Here is a 19,159-nt window from a genome sequence, read left to right as displayed (position 1 = left end):
CCGTGGCAACCCAACTTTATCCTAGTAAAGACATTTTATTTACACCGCAGGCCTTTTGGTTCGGCGAAAATCATGCGCCCCTGTTGGGTTGGTATCATCCAGCCCGTAAGCGTGATCTTGGTGGTAGTCGTCAGTGCGGCGTAGTGTTGTGTCCGCCATTCGGCCACGAATATATGGTCTCGTATTTGTCGTACAAACACTTGGCAAATACACTGGCGAAAGCTGGTTTTGACGTCCTGTTTTTTGATTACAACAATAGCGGTGACTCTGCCAATCTTGACGGCGATAGAGTCGCAATCTGGCAATCCAATATCAGTGCTGCGGCTACGCAGTTACGTCAGATTGCTGGCATCGAACATATTGCCTTGTTTGGTCTGCGCCTGGGTGCCTTGTTGGCGGCCAGCGTTGCCACGGACATCCAGGCCTCGGCGTTAGTGATGTTAGCACCAGCAGTTTCTGGGCGCGCCTATTGCCGCGAATTGCAGGTTTTGAGAAACATGAGCTCCTTGCATTCCACATCAGCTGCAGCACCTGCTGAACAATCCACACCAGCAGAAAAAACTGAACCGGAACAGCAAATCAGCGACGACGAAATAACCGGCTATGAGTTTAGTGCAGAAATGCGCAGCAGTATCGGCAAGCTCGACATGTTGAAAATGCCCGCACCAGACATGCCTGTATTGATTATGTCCAGAGACGATGTCGCCGGACAAGAAGAAAAACTTGCAAATAGCTGGAACCAAAGTAATCCACATTTGCACCTGAGCAGTAGCCCCGGCTATGCGGACATGATGAAACCCGATGCGCATGATACCAAGGTACCAGAAGAAATATGGCTGGAAGTTGCGGCGTGGCTCGCACCTCTGTTCGATATTCAACCCGTACCAATCAACGAGAAGATCAATCTAGAGACAGCTATTACGCTGCAGATTGACGCACAAGTCATCACAGAAAATCTGGTTTCCTTCGAAGAAATGGTAGGCGTTGTCAGCCGTCCCGTTAACTCTGTTTCTCTGACACTCCCTACCGTTTTACTCACCAATATCGGCGCCAATCATCGGGTCGGTAATCACCAGTTGTACGTAAAGTTAGCGCGTGAACTTGCTGCCAACGGGTTTACCGTTTTACGCTTCGATAAAGCTGGCATCGGATACAGCAAAGCTACCCCAGAAGGTAAAGAAAACGACGTGTATGCGAATGGCGGCGTAAATGACATGCGCTCTGCGATGCAGTTTATGCGCATTGCATTTGGTAGCGAACTTTTTGTCATTGGTGGATTGTGCTCAGGTGCCTATTTCTGCTATCTGACCGCAATGGAAGAGGCGAGCGTCAAAGGTATCATTTTAATGAATCAGCTGGTGTACCACTGGAATGAAGGTGATAGCCTGGAGGCGCGGCGAAAAGAATCGATCAAATCGACCCATTTTTATGTCAAAGCGATTCGCAATTTACATACCTGGAAGCGGGTCTTGCGCGGTGAGATTCAATTCCGGCAAATCTTTGTTAGGTTGTCGCAAAGGGTTACTAAGCGGCTACATATTTTGTCGCAAGCCTTTATCACTAAATTTATAGAAAGCCACCATTTCTTGGGAAAAGTGGCACGTCAGTTCAGACAAATGGAAGCGCGTGGTACAGAAATTTTAATGATTATGGATGCGGGCGACAGCAGCGTCGATCTGATGACCGAAAACTTTGGCAGACACGGCGTATTACTAGGGAAAAGCCCGCGTGTCAGGCTGGAAATATTGAAAGGTGCTGATCATACTTTCACGCCACGTTGGGCTCAAAAGCGTGTGATTTCGGTGATTACGACACATTTACAGAAACGCTTTCAAGCGGCTTCTGCAAACGTGGAAAAATAAATTTCCAGACGACGACAGTCTCAAAAATTTCAACAAAGATCAGTGCAAATATGGCGCCCGCCGAACCCCAGTAGGGAATCGAGAAAGACGTTATGCCGACAACCAGGATCAGCGTTACCGTTCCTAAGAAAAACATGGAACGGAACGCCCCACCACTCATCAGCCAGGAAGTGCCTATCCAGCGCACAGCATTCACCGCAAAATAGATACCCCACAACATAATCAAGGGATCAAGTCCATGGTACTTGCTGCCGATGACATAAGTTTCTAATAACGGCAGAGTCAGTATTAAGAAACCAACATAAGCTAAAACAACGAGTTCTATCCCTGCAATCGAAAACAAAGTAAGCTTATTTAAGCGCGACCAATTCTGGCTGGCGATCAGGCGCCCGGCCTCAGGCCGTGCGACACGTGACCAGGCGGCAACTGCCAGCGGAATTGGCATCAGCAATAAGCGAGAAGCATTCAAATCAGCAATCGCTGACAGACCCAACCATGCGCCGGACAAATACACGTAACTATAATTCGACAACCAGCCAACCACCACACCAAGCACCGCCCAACGCCCATGACCAGTAATTGTATCCTGATGTCCGACAATCACTTCCAGATCACCTGGGTCCATCTCTTTAGAATCGGTATTGGTTCGGGCTATCAGGCGTTCCCGTCCAAACAAAGCGCACAGCAATGAAGAGCCCATCAACACAGAAAATACCGAAATCAGGTCAATGTGTTGATAGAACATTAAAGCGGCCAATCCGGTAATGACCGCAAGTACATAAACAAAATCTTGTCTTAGAACACTCTGGATGTCAGATTGGATAAAACCAACAGTACGACCATATTCGCGCAAGCCGTTACCGATGACATAGAGACCAAACACCGATCCCAACAGCCAACTCTTATTCGCATGCTGGGTTGCTGCCGGAACAAATTCCACGATCAAAAACGCTAATCCACCCATCAACAAGGTGCAAAAAATCTGTCGGAACCAATAGCGTCGCAATAAGAGTTTGCGTGTATTCTCATGTACGGCACTGGCAACAGTTGTCAGCGGACCCGCAATCCATGAATCGACCACCAGACCAGCAAGCAGGCCGCCAGCGTACAATTGTCCATATAAGCCGTAATCATTCTTGTCGACCATGCGTATCAACAAGGCGCCGACCAACAAATTCAAGGCACTCAACATGCCTTGATCTATGACGGACAGCAAGGAAGAGGAAAGAAATTTTTTAGAAAAACTCATGGGCTTGCGTTAACATTCGTATCAGACGAACCTTACCATCACTGTAGCTAGATGTAAAAAGAGTTTCCATATTTTACAATTCAGCCTCAACTTTTTACTTTGCGATATGAAACCAATCTTCGAAAACGATCGTGCCCTTGTTCTGTTTAGCGGCGGACAAGATTCTACTACCTGCCTCGCGTGGGCCTTGTCACGCTATGCGCATGTCGAGACGATAGGTTTTGATTATGGTCAGCGACATGCCATCGAATTAACAGTCAGACCAGACTTGCTAAAAAAAATACGTCAATTCTCGCCCGAATGGCAAGCGCGTCTGGGTGAAGATCATATGATCGATTTGTCATTAATTTCGCAATTGTCGCAAACCGCGATGACTGAGGATATTGCCATCGAAATGCAGGAAAACGGCTTACCCAATACCTTTGTACCCGGGCGCAACCTGATGTTTATGATGGTAGCGGCAACATTAGCATATCGCCGCGGTCTCAATGTCCTGGTAGGTGGCATGTGCGAGACGGATTTCTCCGGTTATCCGGATTGTCGTGATGACACCATGAAAGCGTTGCAAGTCACGCTCAATCTGGGCATGGCAACACGCCTGAAACTAGAAACGCCACTCATGTGGATCAACAAAGCCCAAACTTGGGAACTGGCAGAAGACTTAGGTGGCAGCGTCATGGTGGATCTGATCCGCGCTGACACGCATACCTGCTATCTTGGTGAACGTGGTGAGTTGCATGAATGGGGCCATGGCTGCGGTACCTGCCCTGCTTGCGAATTAAGGGCTCGCGGTTATCTACAATACAAAGGCAGTTTGTAATCAGCTTTATGGGGTGATTTGTAAGCTAAGAGTTAGGATCAAGCCTTAATATTCAGAAAGGAATACACTCAATCTGTTCTGGTAGCGCGCCTGCCGCGTAATGACATTCAACATTATTTTTACTTACCTGACGCTGAACATATTATGCTGCTAGCCCTGATGACCGACCTCCATGCGAACCGCGAAGCACTTTCAGCATGCCTGGCTCACGCGGAGCAACAAAAAGTAACGCACTACGCTTTTTTGGGCGATATTGTCGGTTACGGCGCTGACCCGGCATGGGTCTTACAAAAAGTGATGGATTATGTCGCTAAAGGCGCATTGGTATTAATGGGTAACCATGACGCCGGTATCTTGCAAGAAGACAAAGGCGACATGAACCCGGTCGCAAGGCAGGCCGTGGAATGGACACGTGCCCAGCTGAGTGCAGAGCAAATAGCGTTTATCAGGGCGTTACCCTACCGCATAGAATTACAGGATATGTTGCTGGTGCACGCCAATGCCTGGGCACCAGATAAATGGGAATACATTGACGGCGTGATGGAAGCCATGCGCAGTATGCATGCGTGTAAAGCAGCGATTACGTTTTGTGGCCACGTACATATGCCGACCTTGTATCACATGACGCTGACTGGTAAAACCGGAGAATTTTTGCCTACCCCTGAGAGTAGTATTCCGTTAAGCAAACAGCGTCGCTGGCTGGTTATTCCGGGCTCCGTCGGTCAACCACGCGACGGTAACCCTGCTGCCTGCTATGCAACGTTTGATACGGATACGCAGGAACTCACCTATTTTCGCGTTCCTTATGACCATGATAGCGCTGCAAAGAAAATTTTAGCGGCTGGTCTTCCCGCATCTCTCGCGGCACGTTTATTGACCGGAAATTAAAATGAGCACGCGCAGCCTGCAGATCGGGATGGAATTTGATGGTTACCGGCTAGAGGAGAAATTACATACCGGCGGCATGGCGGCCTTGTGGCGCGTCACCGATCTGCGCCAGCGCCATCTCAACAAACCCGGTCTGGAAAACGGTGTTCCGCCGCTGATCATGAAAGTACCGTTGCTATTTTCCAGCGATGACCCGACTGCGATCGTGGCATTCGAAGTCGAACAAATGATCATGCCTAAGCTCAAAGGTGATCACGTGCCGCGGTACTTTGGTGCCGGAGATTTTGATGCACAACCATACATTGTGATGGAACAAATTGCCGGAGAATCCTTGCGCGGTCGCTTTGAAAAAGCACCATTACCACTTGACGAAGTCGTCAGCGTCGGCGTCAAAATCGCCAATGCCCTGCAAGATTTGCATCGTCAGCATGTGATTCATCTCGACATTAAGCCTAGCAACATCATGTTCCAAAATGGACTGGCGGTATTGATTGATTTTGGCTTGTCGCGCCATGACCGCTTACCCGATCTGCTGGACGAAGAATTTCGTCTGCCTTTGGGCACTGGCCCGTATATATCGCCCGAACAAGTGATGGGGGTTCGCAATGAACCGCGTAGTGATTTGTTTGCACTGGGGGTGTTGCTCTATCATCTGGTAACAGGTGAACGTCCATTTGGACATCCAACCTCCGTTTCCGGTTTAAAAAAGCGTCTGTACCGCGACCCGATTCCACCACGCAATCACAGGGCAGATATGCCAGACTGGTTGCAAGAAATTATTTTGCGTTGTTTAGAAGTCGATCCAAATGCACGTTTTGATACGGCGGCGCAGCTGGCTTTTTTGTTGCAACATCCAGAGCAACTGACGTTAACAGCCCGTGCAAAGAAAGATCAGCAAGATGGTTATCTGGCGGTTGTGAAACGCCGATTTAAAGCGGTCGGCGCCGATTTGGTGTTGCAACATAGCGTTTCTGAGCAATTATCAAAAGCACCCATTATTGTGGTGGCTCTCGATTTAAGCCATGGGTCAGAAAAATTAGCAGAGAGTCTGCGGCAAATCACACGCCGTATGCTGCAAACCGAACCCGGCGCCAGACTCGCATGTCTGACGATACGCAAAACCAGCCGCATCGGTATGGATGAAAGTTTGATACAACAAGGTGAAAACATTCACGTTAAACAATTGGTTGAACTCAAACACTGGGCTCGCCCCTTGAATATTAACAGCGATAAAATCACTTTTCACGTTTTGGAGTCACCCGATCCGGCGATGGCGATCATTGATTACGCTCGCAACAACGATGTTGATCACATCATCATCGGTTCACGTGGGAGTTCTGCATTGAGACGCTACCTGGGTAGCGTCTCAGCACAAGTGGTCGCTGAAGCAGATTGTACGGTGACTGTAGTGAAGAACAACGAGAAATAAAACGGCATTTATTAAACCAATTTATTAAGCATGTTTTAGCGCACTAGCTGCTTCTGACATCGCCACCTGGTCTGCTTTTTCTGACTTATTTTTTACGTACAATCAGCGAACTTCTTTCATCTTCTTTATAAGCGTAGATCACTTTTCCGCGACGAATTTCTCCCATGAATAACATATTCTGAGTAATCGCTTCATGATCGTTTTTAGAAAATGGCTTTTTGTAGCGCGTCACCACGGTTGATGTCGTCTCATATTTCATATCTTCTAAAGCGTTTTTAATTTTATCAGGTGCAGTGCTATTAGCCTGCATAATGGCCAAACTGAGTATGCGCAGCGCATCATAGGTCTGCGCCGCTGCAACGGCTGAAGGAATACGTTTGGTATTGTTCAGACGCAAATACGACAGCACAAAACCATCGCTACGGGTAGATTCGTTTTCGATGAAGGTCACTGGCATACGAGCACCTTCAGCATTCGCCCCTGCTTGTTCGATAAATCCATGATGCGACAAAATCCACGAACCAACTAAAGGAATGTTGGCTTTCACCTTGCCCATACTATTAGCCACCGCTGCTGCTTCATTGGCCAGACAATAGGTGACAATAATCTGTGCTCCGGTTTGCTTTGCACGCAGCACTTGTTTCGTCATATCCAGATCGCCAATCTTAAAGCTTTCAACGGCGACCGGCGTCAAGTTGCGACGCTTCATTTCGGCGAGCAGACTATCTTTCCCAAACTGACCATAAGGGGTGTCATCGTGCAAAATCGCAATCTGATTCAGTTTGCGTTTATCAATCACTTCAGTGAGCATGGAAACGGGTTGCAAGCTATCACTTGCGGCAACGCGGAAAATATAGCTATTCGGGACTGCTGGCGGCATAAATTGCTGAGTGACTTTGGCACCAGTCGCACCACTGATAATGAGCGGAATTTTGGCATTTTGAAAAACGGTCGCTGCCTGCAAGGCAACACCAGTATTGGCAAAACCGACGACTGCAACAACTTTTTCTTTTTCGATTAATTCTTTCGCCATCGCCATACCAACTTCTGGTTTGGCTTGATCATCGCGTTCGACTAGTTCGATTTTTCGCCCAAGGACACCACCGATCTGGTTCAAATCGCTTTCAAAAACACGCGCACCACCACGAACACTTTCACCCATGTCCAGCGAAGACTTGGCGCTGAATGGTCCGATAATGCCAATTCGGATTGGCGCCTGTTCTGCAAAACACACAGAAGTTGCGCTCGCGCTGAGTAAGGCACAGATAACAATAGATTTGATACGCATTATTTCTCCAGGATTTTAGGTATGACTTAAGCAAAAATACTCCAGCAGCGATTGGCACCTGGGCGTACAAGTGTAACGCCTTGAGCACCATGCACCGCCGGAATAATCTTCGATAAGACCCAAGACGTGAAAACTTTAAAATCGGATACCGGTTTTCATCGGAGACAGACGCTAACCTTTAGCCACAATGTTGTCAATGAGCAATAAACATTCAAGCGCGAATGTCTTATTAAATTATTATTTAAATTTATTAGTACAATCTCATCACTGATTGCCTTGAAAGTGAAGAGGGTTATAACGCGCAAGCGATCTGCAGTAAGCTGAGTAACAAATACAGGCTTTACTATTGTGTTGCGTAATTATTAATGGCAAAGTGTTGTAAATTCACACGGACAAACACCGCAGGCAAACACATCATGCTTACCGAAAGTCAGTTAAACCATGCCATTGGGCTACTGGAACAATCTGATGCACTGATGATTGCTGCTGGTGCAGGCATAGGCGTTGATTCGGGCTTACCTGACTTTCGGGGTACCGAAGGCTTTTGGAACGCTTACCCAGCATTGGGAGCGCAAAAAATAGCATTTCATGAAATCGCGACGCCAGCCGCTTTCCGTCGAAGGCCTCAGCAGGCGTGGGGATTTTATGGACACAGGTTGAATCTATACAGAAATACCGTACCCCATGAGGGATTTCGCATTTTACTTAAATGGGCCGCCACGAAAGCAGCGGGTTATAGTATTTTTACCAGCAATGTGGACGGCCAATTTCAGCTGGCGGGGTTTGATCCTCAACGCATCAATGAATGTCATGGTTCTATCCACCGACTGCAATGCATGTTGCCTTGCAGTGAGGCAATCTGGTCTGCACACAAATTCGAGCCCGTCATTGATACCATCAAATGCCGGCTCGAAAATGCAGCGCCAACATGCCCCCGTTGTGGTGGCATGGCGCGTCCGAACATTCTGATGTTTCAAGATTGGAATTGGCTGGAGCAGCATCAAGAACAGCAAGCCGATCGGCAGGAACGTTGGTTACAAACAGTGTCCAGACCACTCGTGATCGAAATTGGTGCCGGGACGGCAATACCAACGGTGCGTCATTTCAGTCACAGGATTGTGCAACAGTATGGTGGCAGGCTCATCCGTATCAATGTGCGCGAACCGACAGTCTCAGGCAAGGCAGACCTGGGCCTGGCTGCGGGCGCCGTTGAGGCCCTGTCGGCATTAGATCTTGCATGGAAGGCGCATCACAGCAAAGGGGGATCGCGTCTGTAGCGCGAATAAGACCCGACGTTCAGGCGATTTGGCGTCCTTGCTTCCATACACCGATCACGGCTGGCACTCCCTGAAACATTCTGACACGCAAGAAATCTGCACGTAGCCCGACAGCAATTTCGCCCCGGTCGCTCATGCCTATTTTTTGAGCAGGAGTCCTGCTGACAGTAGCAATAGCCTGCGGCAAAGAGTAACCATGCTCTTGCAATAAAAATGCCCCGTGCAACAAGCTCGCTGGTACGTAATCCGAAGACAAGATATCCAATAAACCGTGCCGCGCTAATTCAGCCGCTGCAACATTGCCTGAATGTGATCCGCCTCTGACGCAATTCGGCGCACCCATCACTATCGCCAATCCCTTCTCGCGCGCGCATTGCGCTGCGACCAAAGTAGTCGGAAATTCAGAAATACTCACACCATCACGCACACCCTCAAACACATGTTCTGGCGTCGTATCGTCGTGCGTTGCCAGTGGAATCACTTGCGTATTGTCATGACAAAGATGCCTGATTTTTTCCCGATTCTGGCTTGCAAATCGCTGTTGCCGATCCGAAAATATCTTCAGCATTGCATCGACTTTTTCGTCACACCATCCATGCCTGCCAGCGACCTGAATACGGTAGGCGTCTAAGTCCGTCCACTGTCGTTGACCGGGAGTGTGATCCATCAAAGAGACCAACTTTAAACGTGGATGTCGGGCTAAGGGTGCAAACAGCGACAATAAGTCCTGCTCTCCTAGTTCAAGGCGCAGATGTAAATAATGCTCGGCACGTAATAATCCAGCTTCGCGCGCATCGTCAAATCCTTTAACGCAAGCTTGAAGCGTCTGCGTTCTGAAACTATCCGGCTCCAGATCTCCGACCGCAATAGCGTCCAATACTGTCGTTATACCAGCTGCAACCACCTGCGCATCGTGCGCCAAAATCGCCGATTGCACAGGCCAACCTACTTTTGGGCGCGGCAACAGGTGTTTTTCTACATTATCGGTATGCAACTCAACTAAACCAGGCAATAAATAATCACCATGCCAATCGTCGCCAGCCAAACCATGGCAGCCAGAGGTCAGTTCGCTGAACTCGCCATGCCCTACATTGACACTGCCAGTAAACGCCTGATCAGCGGTAACGATGCGAGCATTACGAATAGTAAACTCAGTGACTTGCGTAAAATTCATGAACTAATTGCCTTAGAGAAACCACGACGGGCAGCACATTACCATACCTGCCGCGCAAATTACTTACACCATAAGCGAAAGATAAGAAATTTTGTAAAAAAAATAACTATCGCTTTGATGACATTCATTTAAATCATTAACTTTCACGTGATACCACTTTTCCAAGCACAAAATCTTATTCAAGAAAAAAGCCAGAATTCACTCTTTTGTATTGAGAATAGACTGTTAAATTGAATCAGGTAAATCATTTTTTATTTTAACTTTTTTACCTATCGAATTTTTTAGTTTTTATACCTCTCTTTTATCGACATCTGTTTGTCCACTTTATCAGGAATACATTATGCGTTATGCCGTTTTGTACTTTTCCGTTCTGATCAGCCTGCTCACTCCGGCGCATGCTTCTTCATCCGACACGCTGGCAAAAATCCGAAAAACGCAAACACTGACGATAGGTGTGAGAGAAAGTCCTCCATTTGCTTTTATCGGTGCAAATGGGCAGGGCGCGGGCTACGCCATTGATTTATGTTCGAAGGTGGCTGACGCGATCAAGAAAGAATTGAAGCTACCAAATCTCAAAGTACAGTTTACTCCGGTTGACTCGAGTACCCGCTTTAGCGCATTGCTGGAAGACAAGATTGACCTGGAATGCGGTAGTACCACGAATAACGCAGAGCGACGTAAAAAATTTGATTTTACGGTTCCGCATTTTTTCTCTAGCGTCAAAGCTTTAGTCAGGGCTGATAGTGGCATAAAAAATTGGAATCAGTTCCGTAACCGCACCATCGTTACGACCAAGAGCACGACTACCGTGAAACTGCTGGCTGATCGCAACGATATTAACTCACTCAATATCAAACTCATCGAAGGTAACACCGACCAGGATTCGTTCAAAATGGTAGAAGAAAACAAAGCTGATGCCTTCCCTATGGATGACGTGCTGCTATACAGCTTGCGCGCAGATTCCAAAAATCCAGCCAACTTTGCGATTGTCGGCGATGCCCTTTCGGTAGAGCCCTATTCGATCATGATGCGAAAAGATGAACCCGGATTCAAAAAAATTGTCGATACCGAGATGCTACGTATCATCAACGACGGCGAGATTTATAAAATTTACGACCATTGGTTCATGCGCCCCATTCCACCAAAGGGTTCGAATATGAATATGCCTATGGGATTTTTGTTACGTGATTCTTTGCGTTTCCCTACCGATCAGGTCGGTAACTAAACAGTAGAAATATGAGCCGTTACGCACTTTATTTTGCACCAGAACAAGACAGCAAGTGGTGGCATGCTGGCTGCCAGTGGCTAGGGCGCGATCCTGAAACATCAGATAGCATTGAACAAATCCGCATCCCGAGCGTGCTACCCAATGTTTTGCAAAATCTGACTAAAGACGCACGGCGTTATGGCTTCCACGCGACATTAAAAGCACCATTTCGATTAGCTCCCGGACATCAAGTAGAAGATCTGGAGATGGCATTGCGGGCTTTTTGTCGGCGGCAACAAGCGACAGAAGTTCCCTCTCCACAATTGGAATGGATGGGCGACTTTCTGGCGATTCGCCCGGTTGGCGACACCAGCTTATTGAATCAATTAGCGATGCAATGCGTGAGTCAATTTGACCATTTGCGTGCAGCACTCAAGCCAGAAGAATTAGCGCGCCGTCAGCAACAACAATTAAGTGCGCGGCAACTGAGGTTGTTGCAGCACTGGGGATATCCTTATACAGCAGAAGAATATCGGTTTCATATGACGATCACAGATAGTCTCAATAATACTGACTCTGTCGATGCCATGCTGAAAGCAGCTGGTCGTCATTTTGATATCGGCGAACCGCTTGTCATACGCAGTATTGCTTTGTTTCATGAAGCCCATCCTGGAGAAAATTTACGTTTACTACGGCGTTATCCTTTTGGTGATTAAATAATTTTATTTAGCGCCAAAGTCACAATCGAGTTATCTCGTTGTATCGTGCGCTTATATGTTAATTTTAGTTGCATGGTCTTTGTGGAATACTGCCTACTGTCTACAATGAACTAAATCATTTTTTATTTTGATATAGTATTCATGAACTCCGATTTATGACCATCACACCTGAACAGCTCACGTTGTTGATGAAGGAAGTAGAAACCGAAGACCCTATCGACTTCGCGGATCTTCCTTTTGAAGATGATCAGTTAAGAACGTTGATTGCCGACCACTTGTGTGAAATGGCAGAAAAGCTAGATAGCTTCAGCGTCGAAGACAGGCAACTTACGCTACTGGCAGTAGCGGCTAAGCTGGTGCTGGAAAATATGGTTTTACATATTCGATTATTGCGGCAACTCGGAATTCCGTTGAGTGCCGAAGTCGATAACTTGTTACTGAGCTTGCGTCAAAAGAAATAACACCCAACGCAGCCGTTGATGGAAAGCATGAAGTGAAGAAACATGCGCAACACCCTCTCGCCAATGGCACGGATATCGTGCTCATTCCTGGCTTTATGTGCGATACATTTTTGTGGGAAATGATACTTCCGGATCTAAAGGAACTAGGGTCTGTTCATTTTTCCGATTTAAATCATGGCGACAGCATTGATGCGATCGCCTCACGTATCATTTCTCAGTTACCTTCGTCTTGCATACTAATTGGTTTTTCTTTGGGTGGTTATGTCGCCCGCCGCGTCGCCTTGATGGCACCAGAAAAAATCAGCAAACTGATCCTGCTTAATACCTCGGCACGCGCTACGACATCCGAAGAAATAGAGCGCAATCAGCAACAAATAAAAATGCTGAAAATTTTTCCATACAAAGGTCAGACCATCACTGCCTTGAAACGTGCCTTACATCCTGACAATGCCGATAACACGACCTTACTGACGCAAATGCAAAACATGTCTCTGGCGTTGGGCCGAGAAGTATTTATCCGGCAATTGAGCATCGTCCGTGAAGATGGCTATGCCGATTTTGAAAAAATTTTCTGTTCGACACTTGTCGTCGCCAGTCGTCAGGATCAGATGCGGTCTTTGAGTGAGGCAGAAAACATAGCAGCAGCGCTGCCACATCCGACTTTTCGAGTTCTGGATCAGTGTGGTCACATGTCACCACTCGAAAAACCACAAGAACTGGCAAACATATTGCGCAGTTTTATCACCAACTAAGTTTCCCGCCTGGCACCTCGACAACGGTTATCAGAGCACACATATTACGCTCGCCCTGTCATTAAATTGCTCCATCAATAGCTAATAGTGTAAATTTAGCAACAATACCACTTGATATATCAAGCCATGGGATGAAATTACCTATCGCGAAAATTATTGCCGAATGACGAGATGTGTTTAAATTTATATTTTTCCAATGGGAGACTTTTATTGATATTTAGATCAATTTTATTAACTTTAGATCAAAATTAATTTAATTTAAGAGAATTTAAATTAAAAATTTCTCAATTAAAAGAGTATGCCGTCAGCTGCCGACATCTGAAGCAACATGTAAAATTTAAAATAATATACAAAAAACAACAATACCACAGCAAATAAAGTATTGCCTTTTTTATATTAATGTCTCAAGATAGATTTTAGTGACAATATTTTAACTTTTAAAGAGGTTCGCTGTGAAAACGGTCATCATTTTTCTCATCGCTTTTGTTTTAGCACTGATCGTTGGTCGTCTGTTTAAAAAAACACAACGTCCAACCAATAACCAACAAGTTTGGCCTTATTATGTCAAGCGCCCCATGGGAGCAGCCGAACAAGTGCTGTATTTTCGACTGATTAAGGCTTTGCCTGATTACATCGTCCTCGCCCAAGTCAATATGGCGCGGGTTCTCAACATCAAGCCAAGTGCAGATTTTCATGAGTGGAATAATCGTATCAACCGCTTAAGCTTCGACTTTGTCGTCTGCAATAGAGATTTCAGCGTCGTTGCCGCGATAGAGCTAGATGACGCGAGTCAACATAATTTCTACCAGCAGGACGCGGATGCCAAAAAAAATAAAGCATGTAAAGATGCCGAATTGAGACTAATCCGTTGGCACGTTAAACTGTTACCCGAAGAGGAAGCAATACAGGCTGCATTCAGCGAGCATCTGATCACGAAGACCAGTCTGCCTGACCCCGCCCATGACGAACAATTTGATCAAATGCTGTCTAGTGTCGGTTGAGCTTCAAAAGTAAGCAAAATTTTTTATATGTTCGACAAAAAGACCTTGCCTACTCGCAGCAGACAATTTATGGTGTAAACATCATCCAGTTTCCGCGCAACATTACTTTCACCGGGCCACAGGAGCAGAAATCATGAAACGCGCTATGCTTATTGCAACGTTAATGACACTCTGCACCAACGTCGCATTTAGCCAAGAAATCAGACGTACGCCTTTGCGCGCCGATCATCCCTTAGTTGGCGCCTGGAAAATCGAACTACCAGAATTCGCTTGTTACGAAGTGTATAACCTGAGAGCAAATGGCACTAAGCGCACCATCAGTGGCAGAGAGGTGAGTGAATCAGTCTTCCGTATTTCCGACTATCCTAGTGCGCGTGGTTTTTATAAATGGATTGATAAAATCGTCAAACACAATGGCCAAGCTGACTGTACGGGGGACAAATCCCCGATTGGCGACATTGCAATCAACTATATCTTGTTACATCCAGACGGCACACAATTTTTACTCTGCTCTGAAGAAAATCTGCATGAGTGCGTAGGCCCATTTATTCGTCAGGAATCAATCTGATCATCTGCCTCAGATATTGTTGCGCTGTCCAGATCATGGTTATCCGTCTGTGTAACCCCATTAGTATCAGGTGTATAGGCCAAAATATCACCAGGCTGACAGTTCAAGATCGCACAAATTTTTTCTAAGGTATCAAACCGGATTGCCTTGGCTTTTCCGGTCTTCAACACAGATAAATTTTGCACTGTGATACCGACAATGGCTGACAAGGTATTCAGGCGCATTTTTCGCTGTGCCAACACGACATCGAGATTAACAATAATAGGCATAATGATCAGATCGTGAGTTCTACTTCGTCATTGAGTTCAGCGCCAATTTCCAGAGACCAGATAATCAACAAAGAAATTCCTACCCACACCGTATCGCCAAGTGCATCAGCGAAGATCCTGAAAAAATAACTGATCTTGCCATCCTGCCAGAACATCACACTACAAGTCAGCACCAGCAATTGCACGGCGTAATAAAATAAACTACTAAAGAATGCGACATAAAACGCATAACGAGCATGACCAATTGCTTTGCGATTGAAAATTTCTCCACTCGAGAAGCAAGTCAGCAATTGATTCAATTGCAGCATCAGGTATTCCAGACTTGCCGCCAGCGCCACAATACAAAACATCAGAAAAATCCGCGCCTCAGACGTCACACCGCGTCTCTTTATCCAATCAAAGTAATCATCTCCAGGGTTAATGCTTTGGAGTATCAGCCTGACGATATTAAGATCACCGGAAGGAAGGCTCATCCACGTTATGCCTAACGCAGCAAGAGCACACACCAAAATAACGAACATAGAAAGCACGGTGAACCAAATCAGATAAGAACTGACCTGACCGATAGCAACAACGCGTGATTTTGAAGAAGGTGGCATAACAAAGCTCCATAACAGGAAATGATGAAGCTTATTCTAGGCTGATAAAATTAAATATCAAGTATTTTTTATCGTTTATCGATAATTAAATATCGATTATGATGTTTTTAGACATGAGCGTTGAAGACAAGCCGATCGCATCTACCCTGACAACCATCATCGATAAAGGACATCATGCGCCTAAAGCTTAGTCACACTTTCCAAGGTTTGATCGATGTATTCGCCATTCGCGTCACTGAATTTCAACCTGACCGGATACCATTCCATCTCGGGTGATAGCCAGATATCCAGTGTCTGATCTTTGGAATCAGGCGGCGGTGCTTTACTGATATGCACCGTATTAATTTCACCCATAGCGGTAGTGATTTTTTCGCTAGCAACAACCTTGAAAGTCCACTCTTCCGCATCACGGCGACCAGCAACAAACATTTTCCACTCAGAGCCCGGTTTGAATTTCTCGCCCGCTGCTCGCGCTTGTGCAACCAATTGCCATGTTGCGCTGGTACGATCTTGTTCGCCGCCTTTAATTACGTAGGTTTCAGCAGAAGCGGTGAATGAAATAGTTTTGCTATCACGATTAAAACCAGTCGTGGTCGCTGGTTTTCCAAAACGCTTTTCTACAAATTTTTCGGGGGCCAGACCAAAATCATCGATATTACCAACGCTGCTGGCGTCGAGAATTTTGCCAAATAACATGGCGCGTGTTTCAGTCAGAATCTGATAATTGTGGTTGCTCACCATCCATTTAACGCTGGCTGATCCGCCCAAAGAGATACCACTTTGTTTGGCTTTGATGCTGTATTGCAGCTCAGCAGCCGGTGGTAACTGAAATGCAGTTTTACTCGCTATAACGGAATTACTTGCATGTGCCTGCGTCATAATGCCAAGTGTCAATACAGCACTGTATAACAACGTTGAAAAGCGATGAAAAGCAAAAGACTGGAGGCGCATACTATTTTTCCGTAGAGGTATTAAATTGAATCTTGCTGGCTGTTTGAGTCGTAACGGCACCATTCGGTTCCGTATTGCGGATTTGCACCGGATACCAATGATACGCGGGAGCAAACCAGAGTTCTAATGTCGAATTGTATAAGCCCGGGCGCGGTGGGCGTGTGACGTGCCAGGTTTGTAGTTTTCCAAGTGAAGTTTGAATTTCTTCTTGTCCGGAAACAACGAAAGTAAACTTATCCGCTTCGCGATTTTCGGCAACTTGTATCGTTATCTTTTTTCCTGCGACAAATTGTTCTGGCGCGGCGATGCCCAAACCTGTTAATTGCATAAACACCGTCGCCCTGTCCTGCGCACCTTTGCTCATCTCTACGGTATTCGTGGTCGCAGAAAAACTAATCGTGTTCGTGTCGTAATTAAAATGCGTTGCGGTTTCACTACGACCACGCCGGGTTTCGCTCATCATTTGTGGCGCAATGCCATGATCGCCGATAGCACCATCACTTTGTAGCTTATACAGTCGTAGTGTGGTGATCAAAAGATCCAGCGACGCTTCAATTTGCATTTGGTATTTACTATCTTTGATTGACCATTGAATTTCACCCAGACCATAAACTGGGTTCATATTTTTGGCGACGTAAATTACCTTCAAATTCATTTTCCCAGACGGCGGCGGCAAGATACTGAGGCCGGATAAATCAAGGCTGTCATCTGCTGGCGGCTTATTTTCAATTACTGGCTTATCGTCAACGTTGAGGTTCTTCGTTGCGTCCGGAGCAGCAGGAGTATCGTCAGATGCTTTACTGACATGCGTTTCACTGCCTGCCATATTCTGTTCATTGAATGATTCAGCCGTTGGTGCACTATCTTGCACCACGGACGGCTCGGTTGTGGGCGCAGAATCTGCGTCGGTCGTTTTTTCGGTAACCGCTTTTGGCACTGCCTTAGTGAGAGCTTTAGGGGCTGGCTTTGCCACAGGCGGTGCCGTTTTCACTACTACCTTCGTGGTATCTGCGGGCTCCGCTAATTGCACGGTCACCATTTTTTCGCTTATCGGACTGAACGTAGGGGGCTTGGCGATATCTGATACCGCACCCCATAGCAAATAATGGAGCAGCAAGGCCAAAGCGGCAAACACCAGCAAACTAAACCGAAAACGTGAGCGCAAAGTAATAGAGTTAGGCAATGTCATAGGCGTGAGTGTAAACGCTTGCACGAAGATACGCGATATCTGTGATTTTTTGATGCGGTTAAAATACCTGCTTTGTCGTTTATTACTTTTTCGCGCTTTTTTCGAAACTTGCGACAATGTCTTCGTTTTCCATTCAATTTAATAAAACTCCGCCTCACTTATGCCCTTTCACTTTTTAAAACGCCTTACCTGCTTAATTGTAATCAGTGTGCAAATTTCATTGGTCAGCACAGACCATGCGTGTGCTGCACCGGCACCAATCCGTATCGCGATGATAGAAGGCATGAGTGGCCCATTCAGCAATGCTGGCCAGGCAGTACAACGCATTGTACAAATGGCAATCGACAATATCAATGCGCGCGGCGGTGTGACTTTGCCAGAGGGCAAGCATCATTTGGCACTGACCATCATCGATAACAAACAAGGTGTAGAAGAATCCCTCAATGCGCTCAGACAGGTCACCGATCAGCACATTCCTTTTGTCATTCAAGGAAATAGCTCTGCTGTTGCATTGGCGATGGTTGATGCCATCAATAAACACAATCAACGTGCGCCAGACAATCAGATACTGTTTTTAAACTACTCTGCAGTCGATCCGGCTCTCACGAATGAGAAATGCAGCTTTTGGCATTTTAGGTTCGATGCCAATGCCGATATGCGCATGCAAGTGCTCACCGAGGTCATCAAAAACGACACCCATGCCAAAAATGTGTATCTGATTGGCCAAGACTATAGCTTTGGACGTAGCGTCAATAAGAGCGCACGCAGCATGCTGAGCAGCAAACGTCCCGATATCCACATTGTTGGGGAAGATCTGCATCCGATTGGCAAAATCAAAGATTTCGCCCCCTATGCCGCTAAGATTAAAGCCAGTGGCGCTGATACCGTCATCACTGGCAACTGGGGCAACGATCTGACTTTGCTCATCAAAGCAACCAAGGATGCAGGAATGAATCTCAAGTTTTATACCTTTTATGCCAACGCATTGGGGGCACCCGCTGCGATTGGCGAAGCGGGTGTTGGCCACGTCAGAGCGGTCGCCGAATGGCATCCAAACGTGGGTGGTCAAGCCAGTGACGCGTTTTATCAGGCCTTCCGTTTGCGCTACCCTGATCCACAAGAAGATTACCTGCATTTGCGTATGCACGTGATGATAGAAATGTTGAGTCGCGCCATAGAAAAAGCACATACCACGCAAGCGGTTGCAGTTGCTAAAGCACTTGAAGGTACGACGTATTCAAATGGCTTTCATCAAACACAAATGCGCGCGCAAGATCATCAATTATTACAGCCTTTGTACGTTTCGGTGATGCAAAAAAAGGGCGAAGCCGGTACCCGTTTTGATAATGAAGGCAGTGGCTATGGATTTAAAACCGAAGCTTTTTTTGAATCGAGATTGACGGCATTGCCAAGCTCATGCAAGATGAACAATTAATAAAGCCTTCCGCAAATCCGC

General features: G+C 46.5%; 19 protein-coding genes. 12 read left to right on the top strand and 7 right to left on the bottom strand.

Translation table 11 applies throughout. The features are described 5' to 3' along the window. The first annotated feature begins 2 nt into the window (after nucleotides 1-2). Complete coding sequence (locus H8K32_RS11785) at nucleotides 3-1,862, top strand: alpha/beta fold hydrolase (protein ID WP_186912735.1); 1,860 nt, start codon at nucleotides 3-5, stop codon at nucleotides 1,860-1,862. Here the strand turns inward: H8K32_RS11785 and H8K32_RS11780 are convergent. After that, the gene (locus H8K32_RS11780) at nucleotides 1,807-3,111 is read right to left on the bottom strand and encodes a lipopolysaccharide biosynthesis protein (RefSeq protein ID WP_186912734.1); all 1,305 of its coding nucleotides are present in this window, start codon (nucleotides 3,109-3,111) and stop codon (nucleotides 1,807-1,809) included. The two genes, H8K32_RS11785 and H8K32_RS11780, sit on opposite strands and share 56 nt — an antisense overlap. A 106-nt stretch (nucleotides 3,112-3,217) precedes the next feature. Here H8K32_RS11780 and queC point away from each other — a divergent pair, with 106 nt between their 5' ends. The 3 genes from queC (at nucleotide 3,218) to H8K32_RS11765 (ending at nucleotide 6,248) form a co-directional block, all read left to right on the top strand. Next, nucleotides 3,218-3,931, top strand: coding sequence for a 7-cyano-7-deazaguanine synthase QueC (gene queC, locus H8K32_RS11775; protein WP_186912733.1), 714 nt, complete (start codon nucleotides 3,218-3,220; stop codon nucleotides 3,929-3,931). Between the two features lie 144 nt (nucleotides 3,932-4,075). Continuing rightward, nucleotides 4,076-4,819: a metallophosphoesterase family protein gene (locus tag H8K32_RS11770; protein ID WP_186912732.1), complete on the top strand. Its 744-nt coding sequence runs from the start codon at nucleotides 4,076-4,078 to the stop codon at nucleotides 4,817-4,819. 1 nt (nucleotide 4,820) lies between these two features. Beyond that, complete coding sequence (locus H8K32_RS11765) at nucleotides 4,821-6,248, top strand: bifunctional serine/threonine-protein kinase/universal stress protein (protein ID WP_186912731.1); 1,428 nt, start codon at nucleotides 4,821-4,823, stop codon at nucleotides 6,246-6,248. Nucleotides 6,249-6,333: 85 nt separating this feature from the next. On the opposite strand, the gene H8K32_RS11760 is transcribed toward H8K32_RS11765, so the two are convergent. After that, nucleotides 6,334-7,536 (bottom strand): ABC transporter substrate-binding protein, encoded by a 1,203-nt coding sequence (locus H8K32_RS11760; protein WP_186912730.1) that lies wholly within the window; start codon nucleotides 7,534-7,536, stop codon nucleotides 6,334-6,336. A gap of 416 nt (nucleotides 7,537-7,952) precedes the next feature. Here H8K32_RS11760 and H8K32_RS11755 point away from each other — a divergent pair, with 416 nt between their 5' ends. Beyond that, a complete protein-coding gene (locus H8K32_RS11755) occupies nucleotides 7,953-8,813 on the top strand; it encodes an SIR2 family NAD-dependent protein deacylase (RefSeq protein WP_186912729.1) in 861 nt (286 codons plus the stop codon). A 19-nt stretch (nucleotides 8,814-8,832) separates the two neighbouring features. On the opposite strand, the gene H8K32_RS11750 is transcribed toward H8K32_RS11755, so the two are convergent. Further along, on the bottom strand, nucleotides 8,833-9,987 hold the full coding sequence (locus H8K32_RS11750; protein ID WP_186912728.1) for an alpha-D-ribose 1-methylphosphonate 5-triphosphate diphosphatase: 1,155 nt from the start codon (nucleotides 9,985-9,987) through the stop codon (nucleotides 8,833-8,835). Between the two features lie 340 nt (nucleotides 9,988-10,327). Here H8K32_RS11750 and H8K32_RS11745 point away from each other — a divergent pair, with 340 nt between their 5' ends. The 6 genes from H8K32_RS11745 to H8K32_RS11720 all read left to right on the top strand — a co-directional run bounded on the left by H8K32_RS11745 (nucleotide 10,328) and on the right by H8K32_RS11720 (nucleotide 14,695). Beyond that, the gene (locus H8K32_RS11745; protein ID WP_186912727.1) at nucleotides 10,328-11,212 is read left to right on the top strand and encodes an amino acid ABC transporter substrate-binding protein; all 885 of its coding nucleotides are present in this window, start codon (nucleotides 10,328-10,330) and stop codon (nucleotides 11,210-11,212) included. An 11-nt stretch (nucleotides 11,213-11,223) separates the two neighbouring features. Next, nucleotides 11,224-11,910, top strand: a complete 687-nt coding sequence (locus H8K32_RS11740) for a DUF1045 domain-containing protein (protein ID WP_186912726.1) — start codon at nucleotides 11,224-11,226, stop codon at nucleotides 11,908-11,910. 158 nt (nucleotides 11,911-12,068) lie between these two features. Then, nucleotides 12,069-12,374, top strand: coding sequence for a hypothetical protein (locus tag H8K32_RS11735; protein ID WP_186912725.1), 306 nt, complete (start codon nucleotides 12,069-12,071; stop codon nucleotides 12,372-12,374). Nucleotides 12,375-12,406: 32 nt separating this feature from the next. Next, nucleotides 12,407-13,126 carry an alpha/beta fold hydrolase gene (locus H8K32_RS11730; RefSeq protein WP_186912724.1) on the top strand — a complete coding sequence of 240 codons (720 nt, stop codon included), beginning with the start codon at nucleotides 12,407-12,409 and terminating at the stop codon, nucleotides 13,124-13,126. A gap of 452 nt (nucleotides 13,127-13,578) precedes the next feature. After that, nucleotides 13,579-14,127: a DUF2726 domain-containing protein gene (locus tag H8K32_RS11725; protein WP_343067992.1), complete on the top strand. Its 549-nt coding sequence runs from the start codon at nucleotides 13,579-13,581 to the stop codon at nucleotides 14,125-14,127. A 133-nt stretch (nucleotides 14,128-14,260) separates the two neighbouring features. After that, nucleotides 14,261-14,695, top strand: a complete 435-nt coding sequence (locus H8K32_RS11720) for a hypothetical protein (RefSeq protein WP_186912723.1) — start codon at nucleotides 14,261-14,263, stop codon at nucleotides 14,693-14,695. On the opposite strand, the gene H8K32_RS11715 is transcribed toward H8K32_RS11720, so the two are convergent. The 4 genes from H8K32_RS11715 to H8K32_RS20665 all read right to left on the bottom strand — a co-directional run bounded on the left by H8K32_RS11715 (nucleotide 14,680) and on the right by H8K32_RS20665 (nucleotide 17,727). Continuing rightward, complete coding sequence (locus H8K32_RS11715; protein ID WP_186912722.1) at nucleotides 14,680-14,964, bottom strand: helix-turn-helix domain-containing protein; 285 nt, start codon at nucleotides 14,962-14,964, stop codon at nucleotides 14,680-14,682. The two genes, H8K32_RS11720 and H8K32_RS11715, sit on opposite strands and share 16 nt — an antisense overlap. 5 nt (nucleotides 14,965-14,969) lie before the next feature. Then, the gene (locus tag H8K32_RS11710) at nucleotides 14,970-15,563 is read right to left on the bottom strand and encodes a DUF2975 domain-containing protein (RefSeq protein WP_186912721.1); all 594 of its coding nucleotides are present in this window, start codon (nucleotides 15,561-15,563) and stop codon (nucleotides 14,970-14,972) included. 180 nt (nucleotides 15,564-15,743) lie between these two features. Next, nucleotides 15,744-16,514 (bottom strand): DUF3108 domain-containing protein, encoded by a 771-nt coding sequence (locus H8K32_RS11705; protein WP_186912720.1) that lies wholly within the window; start codon nucleotides 16,512-16,514, stop codon nucleotides 15,744-15,746. Nucleotide 16,515: 1 nt separating this feature from the next. Further along, the gene (locus H8K32_RS20665; RefSeq protein WP_222613092.1) at nucleotides 16,516-17,727 is read right to left on the bottom strand and encodes a DUF3108 domain-containing protein; all 1,212 of its coding nucleotides are present in this window, start codon (nucleotides 17,725-17,727) and stop codon (nucleotides 16,516-16,518) included. Between the two features lie 136 nt (nucleotides 17,728-17,863). Here H8K32_RS20665 and H8K32_RS11695 point away from each other — a divergent pair, with 136 nt between their 5' ends. Continuing rightward, entirely contained in the window at nucleotides 17,864-19,138 is a 1,275-nt protein-coding gene (locus H8K32_RS11695) for a branched-chain amino acid ABC transporter substrate-binding protein (protein WP_186912718.1), read from the top strand. Nucleotides 19,139-19,159: the final 21 nt, after the last annotated feature.

Origin of the sequence: Cognatundibacterium jejuense (genome assembly GCF_014284255.1) — a bacterium.
In the GTDB taxonomy this organism is placed as follows: Bacteria; Pseudomonadota; Gammaproteobacteria; order Burkholderiales; family Burkholderiaceae_D; genus Undibacterium; species Undibacterium jejuense.
The sequence above is the reverse complement of the archived record's forward strand: the minus strand, read 5'-3'. Positions and strand labels throughout refer to the sequence as shown.

Excerpts from the sequence above, each read along its gene's own strand:
- H8K32_RS11735 (WP_186912725.1), top strand. The coding sequence starts at position 12,069 with ATGACCATCACACCTGAACAGCTCACGTTGTTGATGAAGGAAGTAGAA.
- H8K32_RS11695 (WP_186912718.1), top strand. The coding sequence starts at position 17,864 with ATGCCCTTTCACTTTTTAAAACGCCTTACCTGCTTAATTGTAATCAGT.
- H8K32_RS11705 (WP_186912720.1), bottom strand. The coding sequence starts at position 16,514 with ATGCGCCTCCAGTCTTTTGCTTTTCATCGCTTTTCAACGTTGTTATAC.
- H8K32_RS11715 (WP_186912722.1), bottom strand. The coding sequence starts at position 14,964 with ATGCCTATTATTGTTAATCTCGATGTCGTGTTGGCACAGCGAAAAATG.
- H8K32_RS11760 (WP_186912730.1), bottom strand. The coding sequence starts at position 7,536 with ATGCGTATCAAATCTATTGTTATCTGTGCCTTACTCAGCGCGAGCGCA.
- H8K32_RS11745 (WP_186912727.1), top strand. The coding sequence starts at position 10,328 with ATGCGTTATGCCGTTTTGTACTTTTCCGTTCTGATCAGCCTGCTCACT.
- H8K32_RS11780 (WP_186912734.1), bottom strand. The coding sequence starts at position 3,111 with ATGAGTTTTTCTAAAAAATTTCTTTCCTCTTCCTTGCTGTCCGTCATA.
- H8K32_RS11755 (WP_186912729.1), top strand. The coding sequence starts at position 7,953 with ATGCTTACCGAAAGTCAGTTAAACCATGCCATTGGGCTACTGGAACAA.
- H8K32_RS11765 (WP_186912731.1), top strand. The coding sequence starts at position 4,821 with ATGAGCACGCGCAGCCTGCAGATCGGGATGGAATTTGATGGTTACCGG.
- H8K32_RS11710 (WP_186912721.1), bottom strand. The coding sequence starts at position 15,563 with ATGCCACCTTCTTCAAAATCACGCGTTGTTGCTATCGGTCAGGTCAGT.
- H8K32_RS11720 (WP_186912723.1), top strand. The coding sequence starts at position 14,261 with ATGAAACGCGCTATGCTTATTGCAACGTTAATGACACTCTGCACCAAC.
- queC (WP_186912733.1), top strand. The coding sequence starts at position 3,218 with ATGAAACCAATCTTCGAAAACGATCGTGCCCTTGTTCTGTTTAGCGGC.
- H8K32_RS11740 (WP_186912726.1), top strand. The coding sequence starts at position 11,224 with ATGAGCCGTTACGCACTTTATTTTGCACCAGAACAAGACAGCAAGTGG.
- H8K32_RS11750 (WP_186912728.1), bottom strand. The coding sequence starts at position 9,987 with ATGAATTTTACGCAAGTCACTGAGTTTACTATTCGTAATGCTCGCATC.
- H8K32_RS11770 (WP_186912732.1), top strand. The coding sequence starts at position 4,076 with ATGCTGCTAGCCCTGATGACCGACCTCCATGCGAACCGCGAAGCACTT.